Source organism: Nocardiopsis suaedae, from assembly GCF_027706745.1.
Lineage (GTDB): Bacteria > Actinomycetota > Actinomycetes > Streptosporangiales > Streptosporangiaceae > Nocardiopsis_A > Nocardiopsis_A suaedae.
In genome coordinates, this window is record NZ_JAQFWP010000072.1 from 1 (window position 1) to 16,924 (window position 16,924).

The following is a 16,924-nucleotide window of genomic DNA, read 5'->3' on the forward strand; positions in this document are numbered from 1 at the left end:
GGGGAACCGCCCCGCTTCCGCCGTCGCCGCCCATCACCGGGACCACGCACACGCCAGACGGCCGACCGACCCGCAGGTAGGAGCGCCGACCTTCGTCGCCGCCATGCACCTCGCACCCCGGCCACCTGCCGCCCGGCCAGGGCCCGGAGCGGGGTACCCGCTGGTCCCGTCGTCGCCGCCCTCCACCTCGCACCCCGGCCACCCGTCGCCCGGCCGGGGTCCGTCAGTGGGGAACCAGCCGAGCCGCCCGCCCACCCGCACAGCGAGGAGCCCGGCGGATCGTTGCAGGTGGGAGCCGTGCGGTCTATCGGCCGACGTGGTCCGGCTACCAGCCCAGCCGGTCCAGCGCCGTCCGTGGGTCGGCGCCCGGGGCGGTCCACGTGGCCGCGCACACCGCGCGCAATCCGTCGAGCCGGTCGCCGCTGCCGGACAGGGCGACGAGCCCGTCCGGGCGGATGCGCGCCGTCCACCCGGCGCAGGCCGCTCCGTCGGGCAGCGGATCGGTGCCGGTGTGGGCCTCGTTGAGGCCGGACAGGTCCCAGGCGATGTGGTCGGGGCGGCGCTCGGGCGGTGCGGCGGCCAGGTCGCGGGCGCCGGTCACCCCGGACAGCACCAGCAGACTCGCCGCGCCGCGGGCGTGCGCCCCCTCGATGTCGGTGTCCAGCCGGTCGCCGACCACCAGGGGCCGCTCGGCGCCGGTGCGGGCCACACCCTCCTCGTGCAGGGGCCGCATCGGCTTGCCCGCGACGACCGGCTCCACCCCCGTGGCGTTGGCGATCACCCGGGAGAACGAGCCGTTGCCCGGCACCATCCCCGGCCCCATGGGGGCGGTGGCGTCGGCGTTGCTGGCCACGAACAGCGCCCCGCGCCCGACCGCCAGCGCCCCCTGGCACACCAGGTCGTAGCCCAGCCGCGGGGAGTGCCCCTGCACCACCGCCACCGGGTCCTCGGCGGCCTGCGTCACCGGCCGCATGCCGCGGCGGATCAGCGCCCACCGCAGCCCGGTGTCGCCGGCCACCAGCACCGGCGCTCCCGCCGGGAACCGCTCGGCGATGAGCCGTGCGGCGGCCTCGGCCGAGGTCACCACGTCGGACGCCGCGGCCGGGACGCCCAGCGCGGTCAGCCGCTCGGCGATGGAGGAGGGCGTGCGCGAGGAGTTGTTGGTCACGAACGCCGCCGCCATCCCGGCGGCGCGCGCCTTGGCGATCGCCTCGGGCGCGGCCGGGACCGCGCGGTCCCCGATGTAGACGACGCCGTCCAGATCGAGCAGGGCGGCGTCGTAGAGCGCGTTCAGGGGGAGGTCAGCGGGCTTCATCGGTCCTCTCAGGTACGGACTCCAGGGAGCGCAGCACCAGGCCGGTGCGCGGCTTGGGGCCGAAGGACGTGGACTTGCGCGGAGTGAGCTCCCCGCGCGCGGTCACCGCGTACACGTCCTCCACGCGCAGCGCCGGAAGCAGCACGGCCGACGCCGGCCCGGGGCGGGCGTCGGCGCGGCGCACCGCCTCGGCGGGGTCGTCGTGGACCAGCTCGGCCTCCTCGGCGCCGGTCCTCCACAGCGGCAGCAGCAGGCGTTCCAGGACGGCGGAGGCCATCCCCCGCCAGTCCTCGGACCGGTCGGGCGCGGCCGCCCGCATCGCCTCCGGGCTGACCTGGTCGATGAGGGCGAAGCCGCGCCCGTCGCCCACCGCCAGCGCCGGTCCGCTCCGGGCCGCCTCGGCCAGCAGCCGGGCCGCACCGGCCGGGCCGGTGCCGCCGGGCAGCTCCCGCACCCGTGCGTGGGCGCGGACCGCCTCGGCCGCCGCGCGCGGGTCGAGGCCGGGCAGCACCCGGTGGATGGGGCCCAGCCGGGGCGGGGAGGCCTCGGAGTCCACGAGCAGCGCCAGGCCCAGATCCCAGGGGCCGGGGCCGCACTGGCGGGCCTGCAGGCGGCGGTAGGCGGCGTAGCGGTGGTGCCCGTCGGCGATGAGCGCGGTGCGCCCGGCCAGGTCGCGGGCGATGCGCGCGTGCGTGCGGGTGTCGGTCAGCGCCCAGAGCCGGTGGGTGACACCGTCGCCGGTGACGGTGTCCACCAGCGGTTCGTCGCCCTTCTCGGCCGGGTCGTCGGCGGCCTGCGAGGCGGCGCCGCGCTCGGCGCCCCGGCCGCCCCGGTACAGCAGCAGTATCGGTTCGAGGTTGGCCCGGGTGGCGGCCATCAGGCGGGCCCGGTCCAGCACCGGCTCCTCGGAGATGGCCTCGTGCGGGCGGACCGCTCCGCTGCCCGGAGGGGGCAGGCGCAGCAGCCCGATCAGGCCGCGCTGGCGCAGCCCGCCGGGGGTGGTCTGCTCGTAGGCGTACACCGCGGGCGACGGGTCGCGTACCAGCACCCCTTCGCCGACCCAGCGGCGCAGCGTGCGCGCGGCGCCGGTGTACCGGTCGGGCCAGTCGACCGCGGGCGGGGCGGTCAGCCGGGCGGCGTTGAGCGGCTCGACCCGGGTCATGCGCGCATAGGAGGCGGCGTCGACCAGGTCATAGGGAGGTGAGAGGGCGAGGGCGAGGTTGAAGTCGGGGGAGTCGATCAGGGCGCTCGCGTCGGCGCCCGCGTACCGGAGCCCGCGCAGCGGGGCCAGCTCCAGGGCGCCTTCACCCGTATCCATCGGCACCCTGGAACGATACCCGCGGCTAGAGCAGCTTGCGCATGCGCATGAGGTCGGAGAAGCTCGCCTCCAGCTTGACCCGGCCCGACAGCATCGCCTTGGCGAAGTCGAGCCGGTCCTCGGCCAGGGCCACCAGGTCGTCGGCGGTGGAGGTGATGCGCACCTGGGCCCGCTCGGCCGGGGCGGACGCGGCCCGGGAGGACACGTCGCGCAGGCCGTCGCGGGTCAGGCGCATGTCGAAGACGGTGTCCAGGTCGCTCACGGTCACGCTGACCGTGCGGTCCACGATGTGTTTGCGGCGGTCGGCCTCGTCGACCTCCATGATCCGCTCCGAGACCCGATCGATCGCGCGGCGGCAGTCCTCAACGCTGGTCATGGCCCCATGATGCCGCAGCGGGGGAGCGGTTGCTCCTCGGGCGGCGGTGCGTCCCGGCCCGTGGCGCCCACCGCCGCCCGAAGGCGGCCCGGCGCGGACCGGGGGCGGTCCTCCGCGGGCCGGGCCGGCGGGCGGCCGAATCGCCGCAGGGGCGGGGCCGTGCCTGATAACGTCGAGTGGCCGGTCGGCGCCGGGCGGGCGGGAACGGAGCCATCGGGCTCGGACGCCCGTGGACACCCGGTACGACCGGCCGGAACGGCGGCACGGGCCGGTGCGGCAGGAAGCCGTGGACGTGCCGCGCCGCGCGGTACGGGACGGCCCCCTCCGGCCCCGTCCGGACGAGCGCGTCAACATCGGGCCAGGACCGAGTCGTTTTAGGAGCAGCCCCACCATGGTCGTCGATGCGGTGCGCACCTACCTGGATGCCACCAGTGGCCTCAACGAGCTCACTCGCAAGCGCGCCGTCGCCGCGGCGAAGTCGCTGATCAGAGAGACCGGGGCGGGCGAGGACGCCCCCGGCGAGGGGCTGGGGCGCAGCATCCAGGCGCTCGCGGCGGAGCTGATCGAGACCAGCCAGGGCAACCGGGACGCCTTGGGCGACCTGGTCCGGGCCGAGGTCGCGCGGGAGATGGAGCGGCGCGACATGGTGCCGCGCACGGAGTACGACCGCTTGGCCCGCCGGGTGGCGGAGCTGGAGCGGCGGCTGGCGTCGGTGCGCGGCGGCGCGCCCCTGTGGACGCGGTCCGCCGCGGTGCCCGAGCAGGGGGCGGCGGAGCGGTCCGCGCAGGAACCCGCGCAGGACGAGCCCGCATCCGAGCCCGTGCGCCCGTCGGCGGCCCCGGAGGCGGCGGAGCCGGAGCCGGAGCCCGCTTCGGAGCCTGTCGCCGAGTCCGGGGCGGCGGGCACCCCCGAGCGCGCGCCCGAACCGGTCGCCGCGCCTCAGGGCGCGTCCGCGGGCAGGGGTGGCGGGTCCACCCGCCAGAAGCAGACGGGCAAGACGGAGAAGAAGGCCGCCGGGGCATCCGCCGACAGGGCGGCCGAAAAGGCGGGGGCGCAGACCACCAGTGCCGGAGCGCCTGCGAAACCCGCGGAGGCCGCCGACGCGACCGCCGATGAGGCCGCCGTGACCGCGGCATCTGAAGGCGCGGCCCGCGCTGAGGCGGCCGCTCCCGAGGACGCCGCCGCCTCCGAGGCGTCCGCCGCGCAGGATGCCGCCGACACCGCAGAGTCCGGTGAGACCGCCGGCTCCGACGGCGGGCAGGCCCCCGACGCCGAGGCCGCGAAGAACGGTCAGAAGCCCGCCGACTCCGCCGCCGAGGCCGACGCCGACGCCGACGCCGGCGCCGCTGCCGACGACCAGGGCGATAAGTCCGCCGAGGAGGCCGCCAAGCGCAAGGCCCCCGCCAAGAAGGGCACCGGGCGCGGCAAGTCGACCGGCAAGTCCTCGGGGAAGCGCAATACGACGCGCTCCAGGAGCGGCTCGACGGCCAAGAAGGGCGACTGACCCGTGTCCGCACCCGAGGAGTACCCCGGGGCCGACACGGCACCCGCCCCGGAGCCGGCCTCGGAGGGGGCCGCGATCGCCGAGCAGACCCTGCGCAGCGTGCGGCAGCGGCTGGCGTCGTTGGACGACCTGCCCGCCGCCGACCATGTGGCCGTCTTCGACGCCCTCCACCAGGAACTGTCGGACGTGCTGGGCAGTCTGGACCGCACGGACTGAGCCCGGCTCCGCCCCGGGACGCCCCCGTCGGCCCCGCTCCCGGATCGGGCACGCGTGCGGATCCGGGGGCGGTATCGTCCTTAGGCAGACTTCTTCCGGATGGGCGCGATTTCAACCATGGCCAAACGCACTCGGCTCGATGCCGAACTGGTCCGCCGCGGGCTCGCGCGCTCGCGCGGGCACGCCGCCGAACTCATCGAGGCGGGCCACGTCCTGGTGGGCGGGGTGCCCGCGGGCAAGGCCGCGACCCAGATCGGCACCGACCAGGCGGTCCTGGTCAAGGCCCCCGACGACGCCCCCTCCTACGTCTCCCGGGGCGCGCACAAGCTCGTGGGCGCGCTGGAGGCGTTCGCCCTGGACCCGGCGGACCGGCTGTGCCTGGACGCCGGGGCCTCCACCGGCGGCTTCACCGACGTGCTGCTGCGCCGCGGCGCCCGCGAGGTGGTCGCCGTGGACGTGGGCTACGGCCAGCTCGCCTGGTCGCTCCGGTCCGACGCGCGGGTGCGGGTCCTGGAGCGGTGCAACGTCCGCGAGCTCACGCCGGACCTGCTCGACGGGGACCGCCCCACCCTCGTGGTGGGCGACCTGTCGTTCATCTCGCTGACCCTGGTGCTGCCTCCGCTGGCCCGCTGCGCCGCCCCCGAGGCCGACTTCGCCCTGATGGTCAAGCCGCAGTTCGAGGTGGGCAAGGAGCGCGTGGGCGCCGGGGGCGTCGTGCGCGAACCGGAGCTGCGCGCCGAGGCGGTCCGGCACGTCGCCGACGCCGCCGCCGGGCTCGGACTGGGCGTGCCCGGGGTGGCGGCCAGCCCGCTGCCCGGTCCCTCCGGCAACGTGGAGTACTTCCTGTGGCTGCGGGCCGGAGCGCCGCCGCTGGGCGCGGAGGCGCTGGAGCGCGCCATCGCCGAGGGGCCGAGCTAGGGAGGACGTGTCCATGACCACCACCGGTGGGACCGGGCGCAGCGTGCTGCTGTTGGCCCACACCGGCCGCAAGGCCGCCATGCGCAGTACCCGGCTGGTGCACTCCAGCCTCACCGAGGCGGGGCTGACCGTGCGCATGCTCGCCTCGGAGGTCGACGACCTCAAGCGGGCCGGGTTCGAACTCGACCCGGTGGAGGCGGTGCGTGGGCCGGGCGCGGCCGAGGGCGTCGAGCTGGTGCTGGTGCTCGGCGGCGACGGCACGCTGTTGCGGGCCGCCGAGATCGCCCGCCCGGCCGGGGCGCCGCTGCTCGGGGTGAACCTGGGCCATGTGGGGTTCCTGGCCGAGGCCGAGCGGGAGGACCTGAACGCCACCGTGCGCAGCGTCGTGGAGCGGCGCTACGCGGTGGAGGAGCGGATGACCCTGGACGTGGCGGTCCACAACGGCGGCCGCGCCAAGGGCGAGCCCCCGGTGCGCACCTGGGCCCTGAACGAGGCCACGCTGGAGAAGGCCACCGCCCGGCGGATGCTCGACACGGTCCTGGAGATCGACGGCCGCCCGCTGTCGCGCTGGGGCTGCGACGGTGTGGTGTGTGCCACACCGACCGGGTCCACCGCGCACGCGTTCTCCGCGGGCGGGCCGATCGTGTGGCCGGAAGTCGAGGCGCTGCTGGTGGTTCCGATCAGTGCGCACGCCCTGTTCGCCCGGCCCGTGGTGGTCTCGCCGGACTCGGTGGTCGCGTTCGAGATCGTCCCGGACACCCCCGCGGGCGTGCTCTGGTGCGATGGACGCCGTATGGTCGAATTGCCCGCCGGGGCGCGGATCGAGGTCACGCGCTCCGACACGCCGGTGCGCCTGGCGCGCCTGCAGCGGGCGCCGTTCACCGACCGGTTGGTGGCCAAGTTCGGCCTGCCGGTCGCCGGCTGGCGGGGGCGCGCCGAGCGCGACGACCTCTAGCCGCCGGAGCCGGACGGCCGCGACGCAGTCGGGAGCAGGAGAGGGTTCGGTGCTCGAAGAAGTCCGCATCCGCGGTCTCGGCGTCATCGACGACGCCGTGCTGGAGCTGTCGCCGGGGTTCACCGCCGTCACCGGCGAGACCGGGGCCGGCAAGACCATGGTGGTGACCGGACTGGGGCTGCTGTTCGGCGGCCGCGCCGACCCGCAGCGGGTGCGCCCGGGCGCCGACCGGGCGGTGGTCGAGGGCCGCCTCGCCGTCGCCGAGGACGGCAGGGTCGCCGAGCGCGTCGCCGAGGGCGGCGGCGAGCTGGACGAGGGCGTGCTCATCCTGAACAGGACCGTGTCCGCGGAGGGGCGCTCGCGCGCCACCATGGGCGGCCGGTCGGCGCCGGTGAGCCTGCTGGCCTACCTCGCCGACGACCTGGTGGCCGTGCACGGCCAGTCCGACCAGCAGCGGCTGCTGCGCACCGACCGCCAGCGCTCCTCGCTGGACCGCTACGCCGGGCCGGAGCTGGCCCGCGCCCTGGCCTCCTACACGGCGGCCTACCGGCGGCACCGGGAGGTCGCCGACGAGCTGGCCGAGATCACCGAGCGCGCGCGGGAGCGGGCCCAGGAGGCCGACCTGCTCCGCTTCGGCCTGGAGGAGATCAACGCGGCCGAGCCGCTGCCGGGCGAGGAGGCCGAGCTGCTGGCCGAGGAGACGCGGCTGGCCCACGCCGACTCGCTGCGCATCGCCGCCACCACCGCCAACCAGGCGCTCACCGGCGACCCGGCCGCCGAGGTGCAGGCCGACGTGGTGGGGCTGCTGGCCGCGGCACGCCAGGCGCTGGGGGCGGTGCGCGAGCACGACGCCGACCTGGCGTCGGTCGCCGACCGCCTGGACGAGGTCTCCTACACGCTCGGGGACGCCGCCACCGAGCTGGCCTCCTACGCCGAGTCGGTCGAGGCCGACCCGGCGCGGCTGGCGGCGGTGCAGGAGAGGCGGGCGCTGCTGGGGCAGCTGTGCCGCAAGTACGGGGAGACCGCCGACGACGTCCTGGCCTGGGCGCGCGACGCCGCCAAGCGCCTGGCCGACCTGGACGGCGACGACGACCGCCTGGAGGAGCTGCGCGCCGAGGAGGCCGAGCTCGCCGGGCAGATGGAGGAGCTGGCCACGGAGCTGACCGGGTTGCGCCGGGGCGCCGCCGAGCGGTTCGGCACGGCGGTCACCGAGGAGCTGACGGCGCTGGCGATGCCGCACGCCCGGGTGGAGGTGCGGGTCGAGCCGGGTGAGGAGTTCGGGCCGAACGGGCGCGACGAGGTCGAGCTGCTGATGGCCCCGCACCCGGGGTCGCCGGCGCTGCCGCTGAACAAGGGCGCCTCGGGCGGTGAGCTGTCCCGGGTGATGCTGGCCATCGAGGTGGTGTTCGCGGGGGCGGACCCGGTGCCCACGTTCGTCTTCGACGAGGTCGACGCGGGCGTGGGCGGCAAGGCCGCGGTGGAGATCGGCCGCCGCCTGGCCCGGTTGGCGCGGCGGGCGCAGGTGATCGTGGTGACGCACCTGCCGCAGGTGGCGGCGTTCGCCGACAACCACCTGGTGGTCCGCAAGTCGAGCGAGGGCACGGTCACCGAGAGCGGCGTGAGCCGCCTGGACACGGCGGCGCGGGCCCGGGAGCTGTCCCGGATGCTGGCGGGCATGGAGGACTCCGAACTGGGCCGCGCCCACGCCGAGGAGCTCCTGGAGATGGCCGAGAAGGCCCGCTCGGAGTCCTGACCCGGGGTCCCGCGCCGGTCGGGGCGGACCGACGCGGGTGGGGCCGGGCGCCCTGACCGGAGGCGCCCCGGGACTCCGCCGCCCGGAACGCGGGACCGGGCGGCGCCCCGCCCCGTCCCCGTACGTCCGGCGGCCCATATCGGCCACCGTGGTCGGATCCGGCCTTTCCGCACGCGGGAAGGGCCGGAGTCGCGGGGGTGCTCACGGGGTGAACACGCCGTGTACCGCACCGTTATAACGATCACCCGGTCCCCCGTGGCAGTATGCGAGCAATGAAGGTCCCGACGGCGCTCGGCGCCCGATTCCCGCGGTTCCGCCGCCCCAAGGACGGCGGCTCCTCCGGCGTGACCGCCCCGGTGCGCGCGGACCGCCGCACCAAGAACCTCACCAAGCGCCTGCGCCCCGGCGACATCGCCGTCATCGACCACACCGACCTGGACCGGGTCAGCGCCGAGGCACTGGTGGAGTGCGGCGTGTCGGCGGTGCTCAACGTCGCCAGCGGGATCAGCGGCCGCTACCCCAACCTGGGGCCGCAGATGATCGTCGAGGCCGGCATCCCGCTGGTCGACGAGGTCGACCCGGAGGTCTTCGCCCGGGTGCGCGAGGGCGAGGTGCTCCACCTGGAGGACGGGCGCCTGACCCGCGGAGACGAGACGGTCGCCCAGGGCGTCGTGCAGGACGCCGAGTCGGTGGCCGCCGCCATGGACGAGGCCCGCGCCGGGCTGTCCGTGCAGCTCGAGGCGTTCGCCGCGAACACCATGGAGTACCTCAAGCGCGAGCGCGAGCTGCTCTTCGACGGCGTCGGCGTGCCCCGCATCGCCACCCGCATCGAGGACCGGCACGTGCTCATCGTCGTGCGCGGTTACCACTACCGCGAGGACATCGCCGCCCTGCGCTCCTACATCCGCGAGTACCGGCCGGTGATGATCGGTGTGGACGGCGGCGCCGACGCGCTGATGGAGGCCGGGTACCGGCCGGACGTGATCGTCGGCGACTTCGACTCGGTCTCGGACCGGGTGCTGGGCTGCGGGGCCGAGCTGGTCGTGCACGCCTACCGGGACGGACGCGCCCCCGGGCTCAAGCGCCTGACCGACCTGGGGCACGAGGCGGTGGTCTTCCCCGCGACGGGGACCAGCGAGGACGTGGCGATGATGCTCGCCGACGACTGCGGGGCCCAGCTCATCGTGGCCGTCGGCACCCACGCCACCCTGGAGGAGTTCCTCGACAAGGGGCGCGCGGGCATGGCCAGCACCTTCCTGACCCGGCTGCGGGTGGGCGGCAAGCTCGTCGACGCCAAGGGGGTGAGCCGGCTCTACCGCAGCCGGATCTCCCCGTGGTCCCTGCTGGCGCTGGTGGCCGCCTCGCTGCTCACCATCCTTGTCGCGGCCTGGAGCTCCCCGGTGGGCCAGGTGTTCCTGGCCAACGCGGGGGCGCGCTGGGACGCCTTCCTCTACTGGCTGACGGGGCTGTTCTCGTGATCGACTTCCGGTACCACCTGGTGTCCATCGTCGCCGTCTTCCTCGCCCTGACCGTGGGGCTGGTGCTGGGCACCACCATGCTGCAGGACCCGCTGCTCAACACCCTCAAGTCCGAGACCTCCGACCTGCGTGAGCAGAGCGATACGCTGCGCACCGAGAAGGAGCGGGCCGAGGCGCTCAACGAGGGCGGCGACGAGATGGCCGCCGTCTTCGCCGAGGACGTGCTGGACCGGCGGCTGGACGGGACGGGCGTGGTCGTGGTGTCGGCGCCCGGCGCCGACGCGGAGGTGCGGACGGGGCTGGAGTCGCGTGTGGAGCAGGCCGGGGGCACCGTCGAGGGGCACCTGGCGCTGGCCGACAAGTACATCGACCCGGACCAGGCCACCTTCGTCGGGGAGCTGGCCGACCAGCTCGCGGAGGGCGCCGACGCGTCGGGCGGCGCGGGCGGCCCGTACGAGCGGGCGGCGGCGCGGCTGGCCGAGGCGGTCGGGGCCGTGCCCGAGGACGGCGACGGCGGCTCCGGGGACGGCGGAGAGGACGGCGACGGCGGCTCCGAGGAGGGGGAGGGCTCCGACGAGGGCGGTGGCGGCGGCATCGACGGGGAGGCGGTGCTGGCGGGCTTCGCCGAGGCGGGGCTGCTGACGGTCGAGGGCGAGCCCGTGGACGCGGCGGACGCGGTGCTGGTGGTCGCGCCCGCCACGCCGTTCCCGACCGGGGCCTCGCCCTCGCCCGAGGGCGAGGAGGCCGAACCGCACGGCAACGACGCGGTCCTGCCGCTGGTGGCGGCGGTCGGCGGGGACGCCCCGGCGCTGCTGGCCGGTGACGCCTCGGCGGCCGGGCCGGGCGGCCTGATCGCGCGGGTGCGCCGGGACGGGACGCCGGTCGCCACGGCGGACGCGGTCGGGCGCCCGTCCGGCGACGTGGCGGCGGTACTGGCCCTGGCCGAGGCCCTGGAGGACGACCCGGGCCACTACGGCACCGGGGAGGAGGCCGACGGGTTCCTGCCCGACCCTCCGCCCCCGGCCCGCGAGGCCGACGAGACGGGCGAGCGGACGGAGAAGACCGCCGACCGCCGCACGCCGCAGGCAGGGTAGAGGCGCCCGAATGGACAGGTGCGCGAACACCGGGACGCCGCCCGCCACGGCGGATGCCCCAGCGGCCGGGACCGTGGTGGCCCCGGCCTGCGGTGGCGGACCTGTACCTACGGAACAGGAGTGAAAGCGAGCCCCCATGCCCCTCTTCATTCGGAAGGACCCGGCCGGGACCGCGTGCCGCCGGGCGGACGCAGCGGCGGGCCCCGGGGCGTTCAGGCGACTCGCCTCCGCCGCCTTCGCCGCCGGTGTGTCCGCAGCGGCGGCCCGTGCCGCCTACGCGCTTCCCGGCCGCACGCCCACGCGTTCGCCCGGGGGCGACCTGTTCCGCCTGCCCGAGCACGTCCGCGACATGTGGACGCGCACCAACTTCCGAGGTGAGCCCGTCACCCTCGTCGAGGGCCCCGCCGTCGCCGTCGGCGCGTGCGCCGGGGTGCTGGCCGCCCCCGGGCTGGGCGGGCGCGAGCGCGCCGCCGCCGTGGCGGCCACGGCGGGCGCCGCCGCCTTCGGCTGCTACGACGACCTGTCCGGCGGCGGCGAGGCCCGCGGGTTCCGCGGCCACCTGGGCGCATTGGCCCGGGGGAAGGTCACCACCGGCGCGGTCAAGATCGCGGGGATCGGCGCGACCGGCCTGGCCGCCGCGGCGCTGCTCGGCCGCCGCCCCGCCGACACGCTGCTCGACGGCGCGCTCATCGCCGGGAGCGCGAACCTGGTCAACCTTCTCGACCTGCGGCCCGGGAGGGCGGGCAAGGCCGTGCTTGCGGCCGGTGCCGCCCACCTGGCGGGGCCCGCCGCCCCCGCGGCGGGGGCGCTGTGCGGGGCCACCGCGGCCCTGCTCCCCGACGACCTGGGGGAGCGGGCCATGCTCGGCGACGCCGGGGCCAACGCGCTCGGCGCCCTGCTGGGCACGGTGGCCGCCGCGGGCCTGCCTCGGAAGGGACGGCTCGCGCTGTTGGCCGGGACCGCCGCGCTGACCGCCGCGAGCGAGGTCGTCAGCTTCACGAAGGTCATTGACGCCACCCCGTCGCTGCGCCGCCTCGACCGCCTGGGACGCCGTCCGGCCCCGACCGACACGTCCACGGACACCGGGGACCCGACGTCCGACGGACCGGCCGGCGTGGAACGCGGGGCCTCCGCCGCCGGTTCCGGACCCCACCCCGGACCCGGCGCGGGCGCCGGTCCGGAGCGGCCGGAAGGGGTGGCCGAGGCAGTCCGTGACGTGCCCCTGATCGATGGGCCGGAGGGCGCTGCGGCCGAGAGCGGAGCCGGCGACGAAGCTGCGGACGCGACGGGGGCGAATGCCGGGCGTTCGGGGGCTGCCGGTGCCGGTGGTGGCGCTGTTGCTGCTGGTGCGGGTAGGGCCGTGGGCAGGGCAGGCCAGGGCGAGTCCGAAGACGCGGCCGATGGCGGTTCCTCCCAGGGCGGTTCCTCAGTGGACGCCGGAGCGATTGCCGGGCCGTCGGCGCACAGGGCGCGTTCGGGTAAGGGCGGCGACGTTCCCGCGGCCCGTTCCGAAGACGACGCCGTCAACGATGAGCCGCCCTCCGACACCTCTACACCGCAGGTCGCAACCCCTGCCGACGAGCGGGGGCGGTCGGCCGCGCGCGACGCCGCCGCGGACAAGGCCCCGGACTCCTCCGCCGACGGGGATTAGGCGGTGCGCCTGCGCCGCGCCGGGGCGGGCGTCGCCGGTGCCGCCGCACTGATCGCCGCGGTGACCGCGCTGGCCCGCCTCGCCGGGTTCGGGCGCACCGTGGTCTTCTCCCAGACCGTGGGCGACACCTGCGTGGGCACCGCGTACGTGACCGCCAACCAGCTGCCCACCGTCCTCTTCGAGATCGCTATCGGCGGCGCCCTGGCCGGGATGGTCGTGCCCGTGCTGGCGTCGGCCGCCGCCCGCGGCGACCGGCGGCACGTCGCCGAGACCGCTTCGGCCCTGGTGACCTGGGTCGTGGTGGCGGCGGTCCCGCTCAGCGCGCTGCTCGCGGCCGCCGCCGTCCCGGTGATGGCGGCCATGCTGGGCCCCCTGCCCGGGTGCGACCGGGACGCGGTGCTGACCCTGGCGGCGCACTTCCTGGCGGTGTTCGCCCCCCAGGTGCTGTTCTACGGACTGGCGGCGGTGCTCTACGGCGTGCTCCAGGCGCACCGCGCGTTCCTCGCCCCGGCCCTGGCCCCGCTGGTGTCCAGCCTGGTGGTGATGGCCGCCTACGTGGCGTTCGTGCCGTTGGCCGGGGACCGGGCCGCCGACGCGGAGCGGCTGCCGACGGCGGCCGGACTGGTGCTGTCGGGCGGCACCACGGTCGGGGTCGCGGCCATGTTCCTCACCGCCCTGCTCCCGGCCGCGCGGCTGCGGCTGGGCCTGCGCCCCCGCCTGCGGTTCCCGCCGGGTGTGGGGCGCAAGGTGCGGTCGCTGGCGGCCGCCGCCCTGGTGCCGCTGGTGGCGATGCAGCTCAGCCTCCTGCTGTCGGTCGCGCTGGCCAACTGGGGCGGCGGCGCCGGGCAGGCGGTGCTGTACAACTACGCCTGGGCCCTGTTCACCCTGCCCTACGGCGTGGTGGCGGTGCCCATCGCCACCAGCGCCTTCACCGCCCTCGCGGTGCGCCACGGCGAGCGCGACGCCGACGGGTTCGCCGCGGTGCTCTCGGTCGGGGTGCGCGCGGTGGTGGTGCTCACCGGCGGCCTGGCCACCGCGCTGGCGGCCGCCGCCGGTCCGGTCGCCGCGCTCTTCGCCCGCCAGGACCCGCTCGCGCTGCAGCGGGCGCTGCCCGCCTACGCGCTGGGCATCGTCGGCTTCGGCCTGGTGGCGCTGCTGAGCCGGGCGCTGTACGCCTCCGGGCACGGGCGCCGCGCCGCGCTGGCGCAGATCGCCGGGTGGGCGGTGGTGATGGCCGCGGGAGCGGGCCTGGTGGCCGTGCTGCCCGCGGACTGGACGGTGGCGGCGCTGGGGGCGGGCGCCGCCCTCGGGCTGACGCTGGCGGCGGTGCTGCTGGGGGCCGGGGTGCGCGCCGCCCACGGGCCCGGAGCGCTGGCGGGGGCCGGGCGGTCGCTGCTGGCGGCCGGGCTGGGCGCGGCCGCCGGGTTCGCCGCCGGGTGGTGGTCGGCAGGGCGGATGGGCGACTACGGTGCCGGTGCGGTGTCGGCGCTGGCGGCGGTGGCGGTGTCGGGCGGGATCGCGCTCGTGGTGTTCGGGGCGGTCGCCGGTGCGGTCGACGCGCGGTCGGTGCGCGCGGCGGCGGTGAGGGTGAAGGGACTGACGGCGAGGAAGGCGGAGCGGGATGCGGATCGCACTGGTCCTGGGCACCAGTAGCGGCGGGGTGGGCAACCACGTGCGGTCGGCGGCGCGGCTGCTGGCCGGGCGCGGGCACCGGGTGGCGGTGCTGGCCCCGTCCGAGGTGGGCGGCCTGTTCGCCTTCGACCGGGTCGGAGCCCGCTTCGCGCCGGTGGAGATCGGTGCGGGGCCCCGCCCGCTGCGTGACGCGGCGGCCGCCGCCCGCCTTTCCGGGCTGGTCTCCGGGGCGGACGTGGTGCACGCGCACGGGGTCCGGGCCGGGGCCATGTGCGCCGCGGCCGGGGCCGCCCCCTTGGCGGTGACGGTGCACAACGCGCCCCCGGAGGTGTCCGGCCCGCGCGCGCTGGCCTACCCGGCGCTGGAGCGGGTGGTGGCGCTGCGCGCCGACGCGGTCCTGGGCGTCTCCGGCGACCTGGTGGAGCGGATGCGCGCTCTGGGGGCGCGCCGCACCGCCCGCGCCGTAGTGGCCGCCCCTCCGCTGGCGCCGCCGGAGCGCCCCAGGAAGCGGGTCCGCGCCGAACTGGGTGTCGGCCCGGACCGCCCGCTGCTGCTGGTGGTCGCCCGTCTGGCCGCCCAGAAGGGCCTGGAGGTGCTGCTGGACGCGGTGCCGAAGGCGGTCGCGGGCGGGGCGCGCCCGCTCGTGGCGATCGCGGGGGAGGGGCCGCTCCGCCCGGAGCTGGAGCGCCGCATCCGCGAGGGAGGGGTGCCGGTCCGGCTGTTGGGCCATCGCACGGACGTGGCGGACCTGCTCGCCGCCGCCGACGCGTTCATCCTTCCCAGCCGCTGGGAGGGGCCGTCGCTGGTGGTCATGGAGGCGCTGCGGGCAGGCCTGCCGGTGGTGGCGACCCGGGTGGGCGGCATCGCCGATCTGTACGAGGACTGCGCGCTGCTGGTTCCGCCGGGCGACCCGGGGGCGCTGGCCGCGGCCGTGCGGCGGGTGCTCGACGAGCCGGGCCTGGCCGGACGCATGTCCGCCCGGGCCCACGAGGCCGCGGCGCGCCTGCCGACCGAGGAGGACACCGCCGACCAGCTCGAGGCGTTGTACGGCCGCCTGACGAGGTGACCCGGCCCGGGTCCCCGTTGATCTCGGGAGAAGCGACGCTACAACCGCGCTTGTAGCGTCGCTTCTCCCGAGATCAACGATGGAGGGGCTTGAACACCGGACCGGGCGACGTGTTTGACGCGACATTGGCGCATACGGTGTTCACGGGATCCGGAAGAGATGGCATCATTGGGGTCGGATCCGCGGAGGTGCGGGCCTTGTCTCGTATGCCCTCCCCTGGTCCGTCGTGAGGGGAGTATCCCTAGTCGACGGCGGTGTCGTCATCACGGTCCGCAAAGACGCGGGCCCGGTGCCGCCGGTCCCTGATGCGCAGCGGCCCTTCGGCCTGCCGCCGGGGACGGGAGAGACCTCCGGTTGGCAAGCGTGCCCGACTACCGGGCGCCTCGACCGGAGGAGAATCCATGGACGTTCCCACCTGGGTGTGGTTCGCCACCATCGGCGCGATGGTCGCCATCCTGGCCGTCGACCTGGCCATCGTCGACCACCCGTGGAGCAAGAAGAGCGGGCCCAAAGAGTTCGGCATGAAGCAGGCCGCCTGGTGGGCCGCCTTCTACATGGCCGTCGCGGTCATCTTCGGCTTCGGGATCTGGTACTTCGGCGGCGCGACCGCCGCGGGCGAGTACTTCGCCGGGTTCATCACCGAGAAGAGCCTGAGCGTCGACAACCTCTTCGTCTTCTACCTCATCATCGGCGCGTTCGCCGTCCCCAAGAAGTACCAGCACGAGGTGCTCCTGGTCGGCATCGTCATCGCGCTCATCATGCGCGGCATCTTCATCGCCGTGGGGGCCCAGGCCATCAACGCCTGGAGCGAGGTCTTCTACCTCTTCGGCGCCTTCCTCATCTACACCGCGGTCAAGATCGTCCGCGACCACATGAAGGGCGACGACGAGAACGAGGACTACTCCGACAGCTTCGCCGTGCGCATGGTGCGCAAGGTCTGGCCGGTGGCCGACGACTACCACGGCGCCAAGCTCACGGTCCGGCTGAAGGGCCGCCGCCACGTCACCCCGATGCTCATGGTGATCGTCGCGATCGGCGTCACCGACCTGGTCTTCGCCGTCGACTCCATCCCGGCGATCTTCGGCCTCACCCAGGACGCCTACATCGTCTTCACCGCCAACGCCTTCGCCCTGCTGGGCCTGCGCCAGCTCTACTTCCTGCTGGCCGGGCTGATGGACCGCCTCGTCTACATCAGCTGGGGCCTGTCCATCATCATGGCCTTCATCGGCGTGAAGATGATCCTGCACGCCCTGCACGAGAACGGGGTGCACGTCCCCGAGATCGGCATCGCCGCCTCGCTGACCGTCATCATCGGCGTGATGACCGTCACCATCGTCGCCAGCCTGCTCAAGTCCCGCGGCGTCCCGAAGGAGGCGGTCTCCGCGGGCGGGGACGCGGACGGGGGCGGCGACGAGGACGTCCCGGCCGACCGCATGAACTGAACGGGACGGCACGCCGCCGCGGCTGCCCCTCGAACGGTTGTTCGTCTATAGTTGGTGGCGCCCGCCGGCCCGGCGGGCGCCACGACGCGTTCCCCGGCCCGGAAGAATCCCCGCCCGCGACGCGTTGACCAGGAAGGCCACGGCCCTCGCGGGGCTCTCGCGCGAACGTCGCCCGGACGTCACCGACCGCCTCTAGGCTTGAGGGC

13 protein-coding genes and 1 pseudogene are annotated in these 16,924 nt (G+C 76.0%); 11 read left to right on the forward strand and 3 right to left on the reverse strand.

Annotated elements, in window-relative coordinates; all coding sequences use genetic code 11:
- Positions 1-325 precede the first annotated feature (325 nt).
- The 3 genes from O4U47_RS26565 to O4U47_RS26575 are packed head-to-tail and all read right to left on the reverse strand — an operon-like array spanning position 326 to position 3,009.
- Positions 326-1,315 carry an HAD-IIA family hydrolase gene (locus O4U47_RS26565; RefSeq protein WP_270680718.1) on the reverse strand — a complete coding sequence of 330 codons (990 nt, stop codon included), beginning with the start codon at positions 1,313-1,315 and terminating at the stop codon, positions 326-328.
- Positions 1,302-2,633 (reverse strand): DUF1015 domain-containing protein, encoded by a 1,332-nt coding sequence (locus O4U47_RS26570; protein ID WP_270680743.1) that lies wholly within the window; start codon positions 2,631-2,633, stop codon positions 1,302-1,304. Before O4U47_RS26570 ends, O4U47_RS26565 begins: the two co-directional genes overlap by 14 nt.
- A gap of 25 nt (positions 2,634-2,658) precedes the next feature.
- Positions 2,659-3,009: an SCP2 sterol-binding domain-containing protein gene (locus O4U47_RS26575; RefSeq protein ID WP_270680719.1), complete on the reverse strand. Its 351-nt coding sequence runs from the start codon at positions 3,007-3,009 to the stop codon at positions 2,659-2,661.
- A 391-nt stretch (positions 3,010-3,400) separates the two neighbouring features.
- On the opposite strand from O4U47_RS26575, the gene O4U47_RS26580 reads away from it, so the two are divergent.
- The 11 genes and pseudogenes from O4U47_RS26580 (at position 3,401) to O4U47_RS26630 (ending at position 16,718) form a co-directional block, all read left to right on the forward strand.
- On the forward strand, positions 3,401-4,513 hold the full coding sequence (locus O4U47_RS26580) for a coiled-coil domain-containing protein (protein WP_270680720.1): 1,113 nt from the start codon (positions 3,401-3,403) through the stop codon (positions 4,511-4,513).
- 3 nt (positions 4,514-4,516) lie between these two features.
- Entirely contained in the window at positions 4,517-4,729 is a 213-nt protein-coding gene (locus tag O4U47_RS26585) for a hypothetical protein (protein WP_270680721.1), read from the forward strand.
- 117 nt (positions 4,730-4,846) lie between these two features.
- Positions 4,847-5,647 carry a TlyA family RNA methyltransferase gene (locus tag O4U47_RS26590; RefSeq protein ID WP_270680722.1) on the forward strand — a complete coding sequence of 267 codons (801 nt, stop codon included), beginning with the start codon at positions 4,847-4,849 and terminating at the stop codon, positions 5,645-5,647.
- 13 nt (positions 5,648-5,660) lie between these two features.
- Positions 5,661-6,602, forward strand: coding sequence for an NAD kinase (locus O4U47_RS26595; RefSeq protein ID WP_270680723.1), 942 nt, complete (start codon positions 5,661-5,663; stop codon positions 6,600-6,602).
- Between the two features lie 49 nt (positions 6,603-6,651).
- Positions 6,652-8,355 (forward strand): DNA repair protein RecN, encoded by a 1,704-nt coding sequence (gene recN / locus O4U47_RS26600; RefSeq protein ID WP_270680724.1) that lies wholly within the window; start codon positions 6,652-6,654, stop codon positions 8,353-8,355.
- Positions 8,356-8,627: 272 nt separating this feature from the next.
- Complete coding sequence (steA, locus tag O4U47_RS26605; RefSeq protein WP_270680725.1) at positions 8,628-9,833, forward strand: putative cytokinetic ring protein SteA; 1,206 nt, start codon at positions 8,628-8,630, stop codon at positions 9,831-9,833.
- On the forward strand, positions 9,830-10,927 hold the full coding sequence (locus O4U47_RS26610) for a copper transporter (RefSeq protein WP_270680726.1): 1,098 nt from the start codon (positions 9,830-9,832) through the stop codon (positions 10,925-10,927). Before steA ends, O4U47_RS26610 begins: the two co-directional genes overlap by 4 nt.
- A gap of 247 nt (positions 10,928-11,174) precedes the next feature.
- A pseudogene (locus O4U47_RS26615) lies at positions 11,175-12,008 on the forward strand (hypothetical protein); the annotation flags it as partial.
- 573 nt (positions 12,009-12,581) lie between these two features.
- Positions 12,582-14,231, forward strand: a complete 1,650-nt coding sequence (gene murJ, locus O4U47_RS26620) for a murein biosynthesis integral membrane protein MurJ (RefSeq protein WP_270680727.1) — start codon at positions 12,582-12,584, stop codon at positions 14,229-14,231.
- The gene (locus O4U47_RS26625; protein WP_270680728.1) at positions 14,200-15,276 is read left to right on the forward strand and encodes a glycosyltransferase family 4 protein; all 1,077 of its coding nucleotides are present in this window, start codon (positions 14,200-14,202) and stop codon (positions 15,274-15,276) included. The genes murJ and O4U47_RS26625 overlap by 32 nt, the downstream gene beginning before the upstream one ends.
- Positions 15,277-15,677: 401 nt before the next feature.
- Positions 15,678-16,718 carry a TerC family protein gene (locus tag O4U47_RS26630; protein WP_270680729.1) on the forward strand — a complete coding sequence of 347 codons (1,041 nt, stop codon included), beginning with the start codon at positions 15,678-15,680 and terminating at the stop codon, positions 16,716-16,718.
- Positions 16,719-16,924 lie beyond the last annotated feature (206 nt).

Coding starts and splice junctions, on each gene's coding strand:
- O4U47_RS26565 (WP_270680718.1), bottom strand. CDS start 1,315: ATGAAGCCCGCTGACCTCCCCCTGAACGCGCTCTACGACGCCGCCCTG.
- O4U47_RS26570 (WP_270680743.1), bottom strand. CDS start 2,633: ATGGATACGGGTGAAGGCGCCCTGGAGCTGGCCCCGCTGCGCGGGCTC.
- O4U47_RS26575 (WP_270680719.1), bottom strand. CDS start 3,009: ATGACCAGCGTTGAGGACTGCCGCCGCGCGATCGATCGGGTCTCGGAG.
- O4U47_RS26580 (WP_270680720.1), top strand. CDS start 3,401: ATGGTCGTCGATGCGGTGCGCACCTACCTGGATGCCACCAGTGGCCTC.
- O4U47_RS26590 (WP_270680722.1), top strand. CDS start 4,847: ATGGCCAAACGCACTCGGCTCGATGCCGAACTGGTCCGCCGCGGGCTC.
- O4U47_RS26595 (WP_270680723.1), top strand. CDS start 5,661: ATGACCACCACCGGTGGGACCGGGCGCAGCGTGCTGCTGTTGGCCCAC.
- steA (WP_270680725.1), top strand. CDS start 8,628: ATGAAGGTCCCGACGGCGCTCGGCGCCCGATTCCCGCGGTTCCGCCGC.
- O4U47_RS26625 (WP_270680728.1), top strand. CDS start 14,200: ATGCGGATCGCACTGGTCCTGGGCACCAGTAGCGGCGGGGTGGGCAAC.
- O4U47_RS26630 (WP_270680729.1), top strand. CDS start 15,678: ATGGACGTTCCCACCTGGGTGTGGTTCGCCACCATCGGCGCGATGGTC.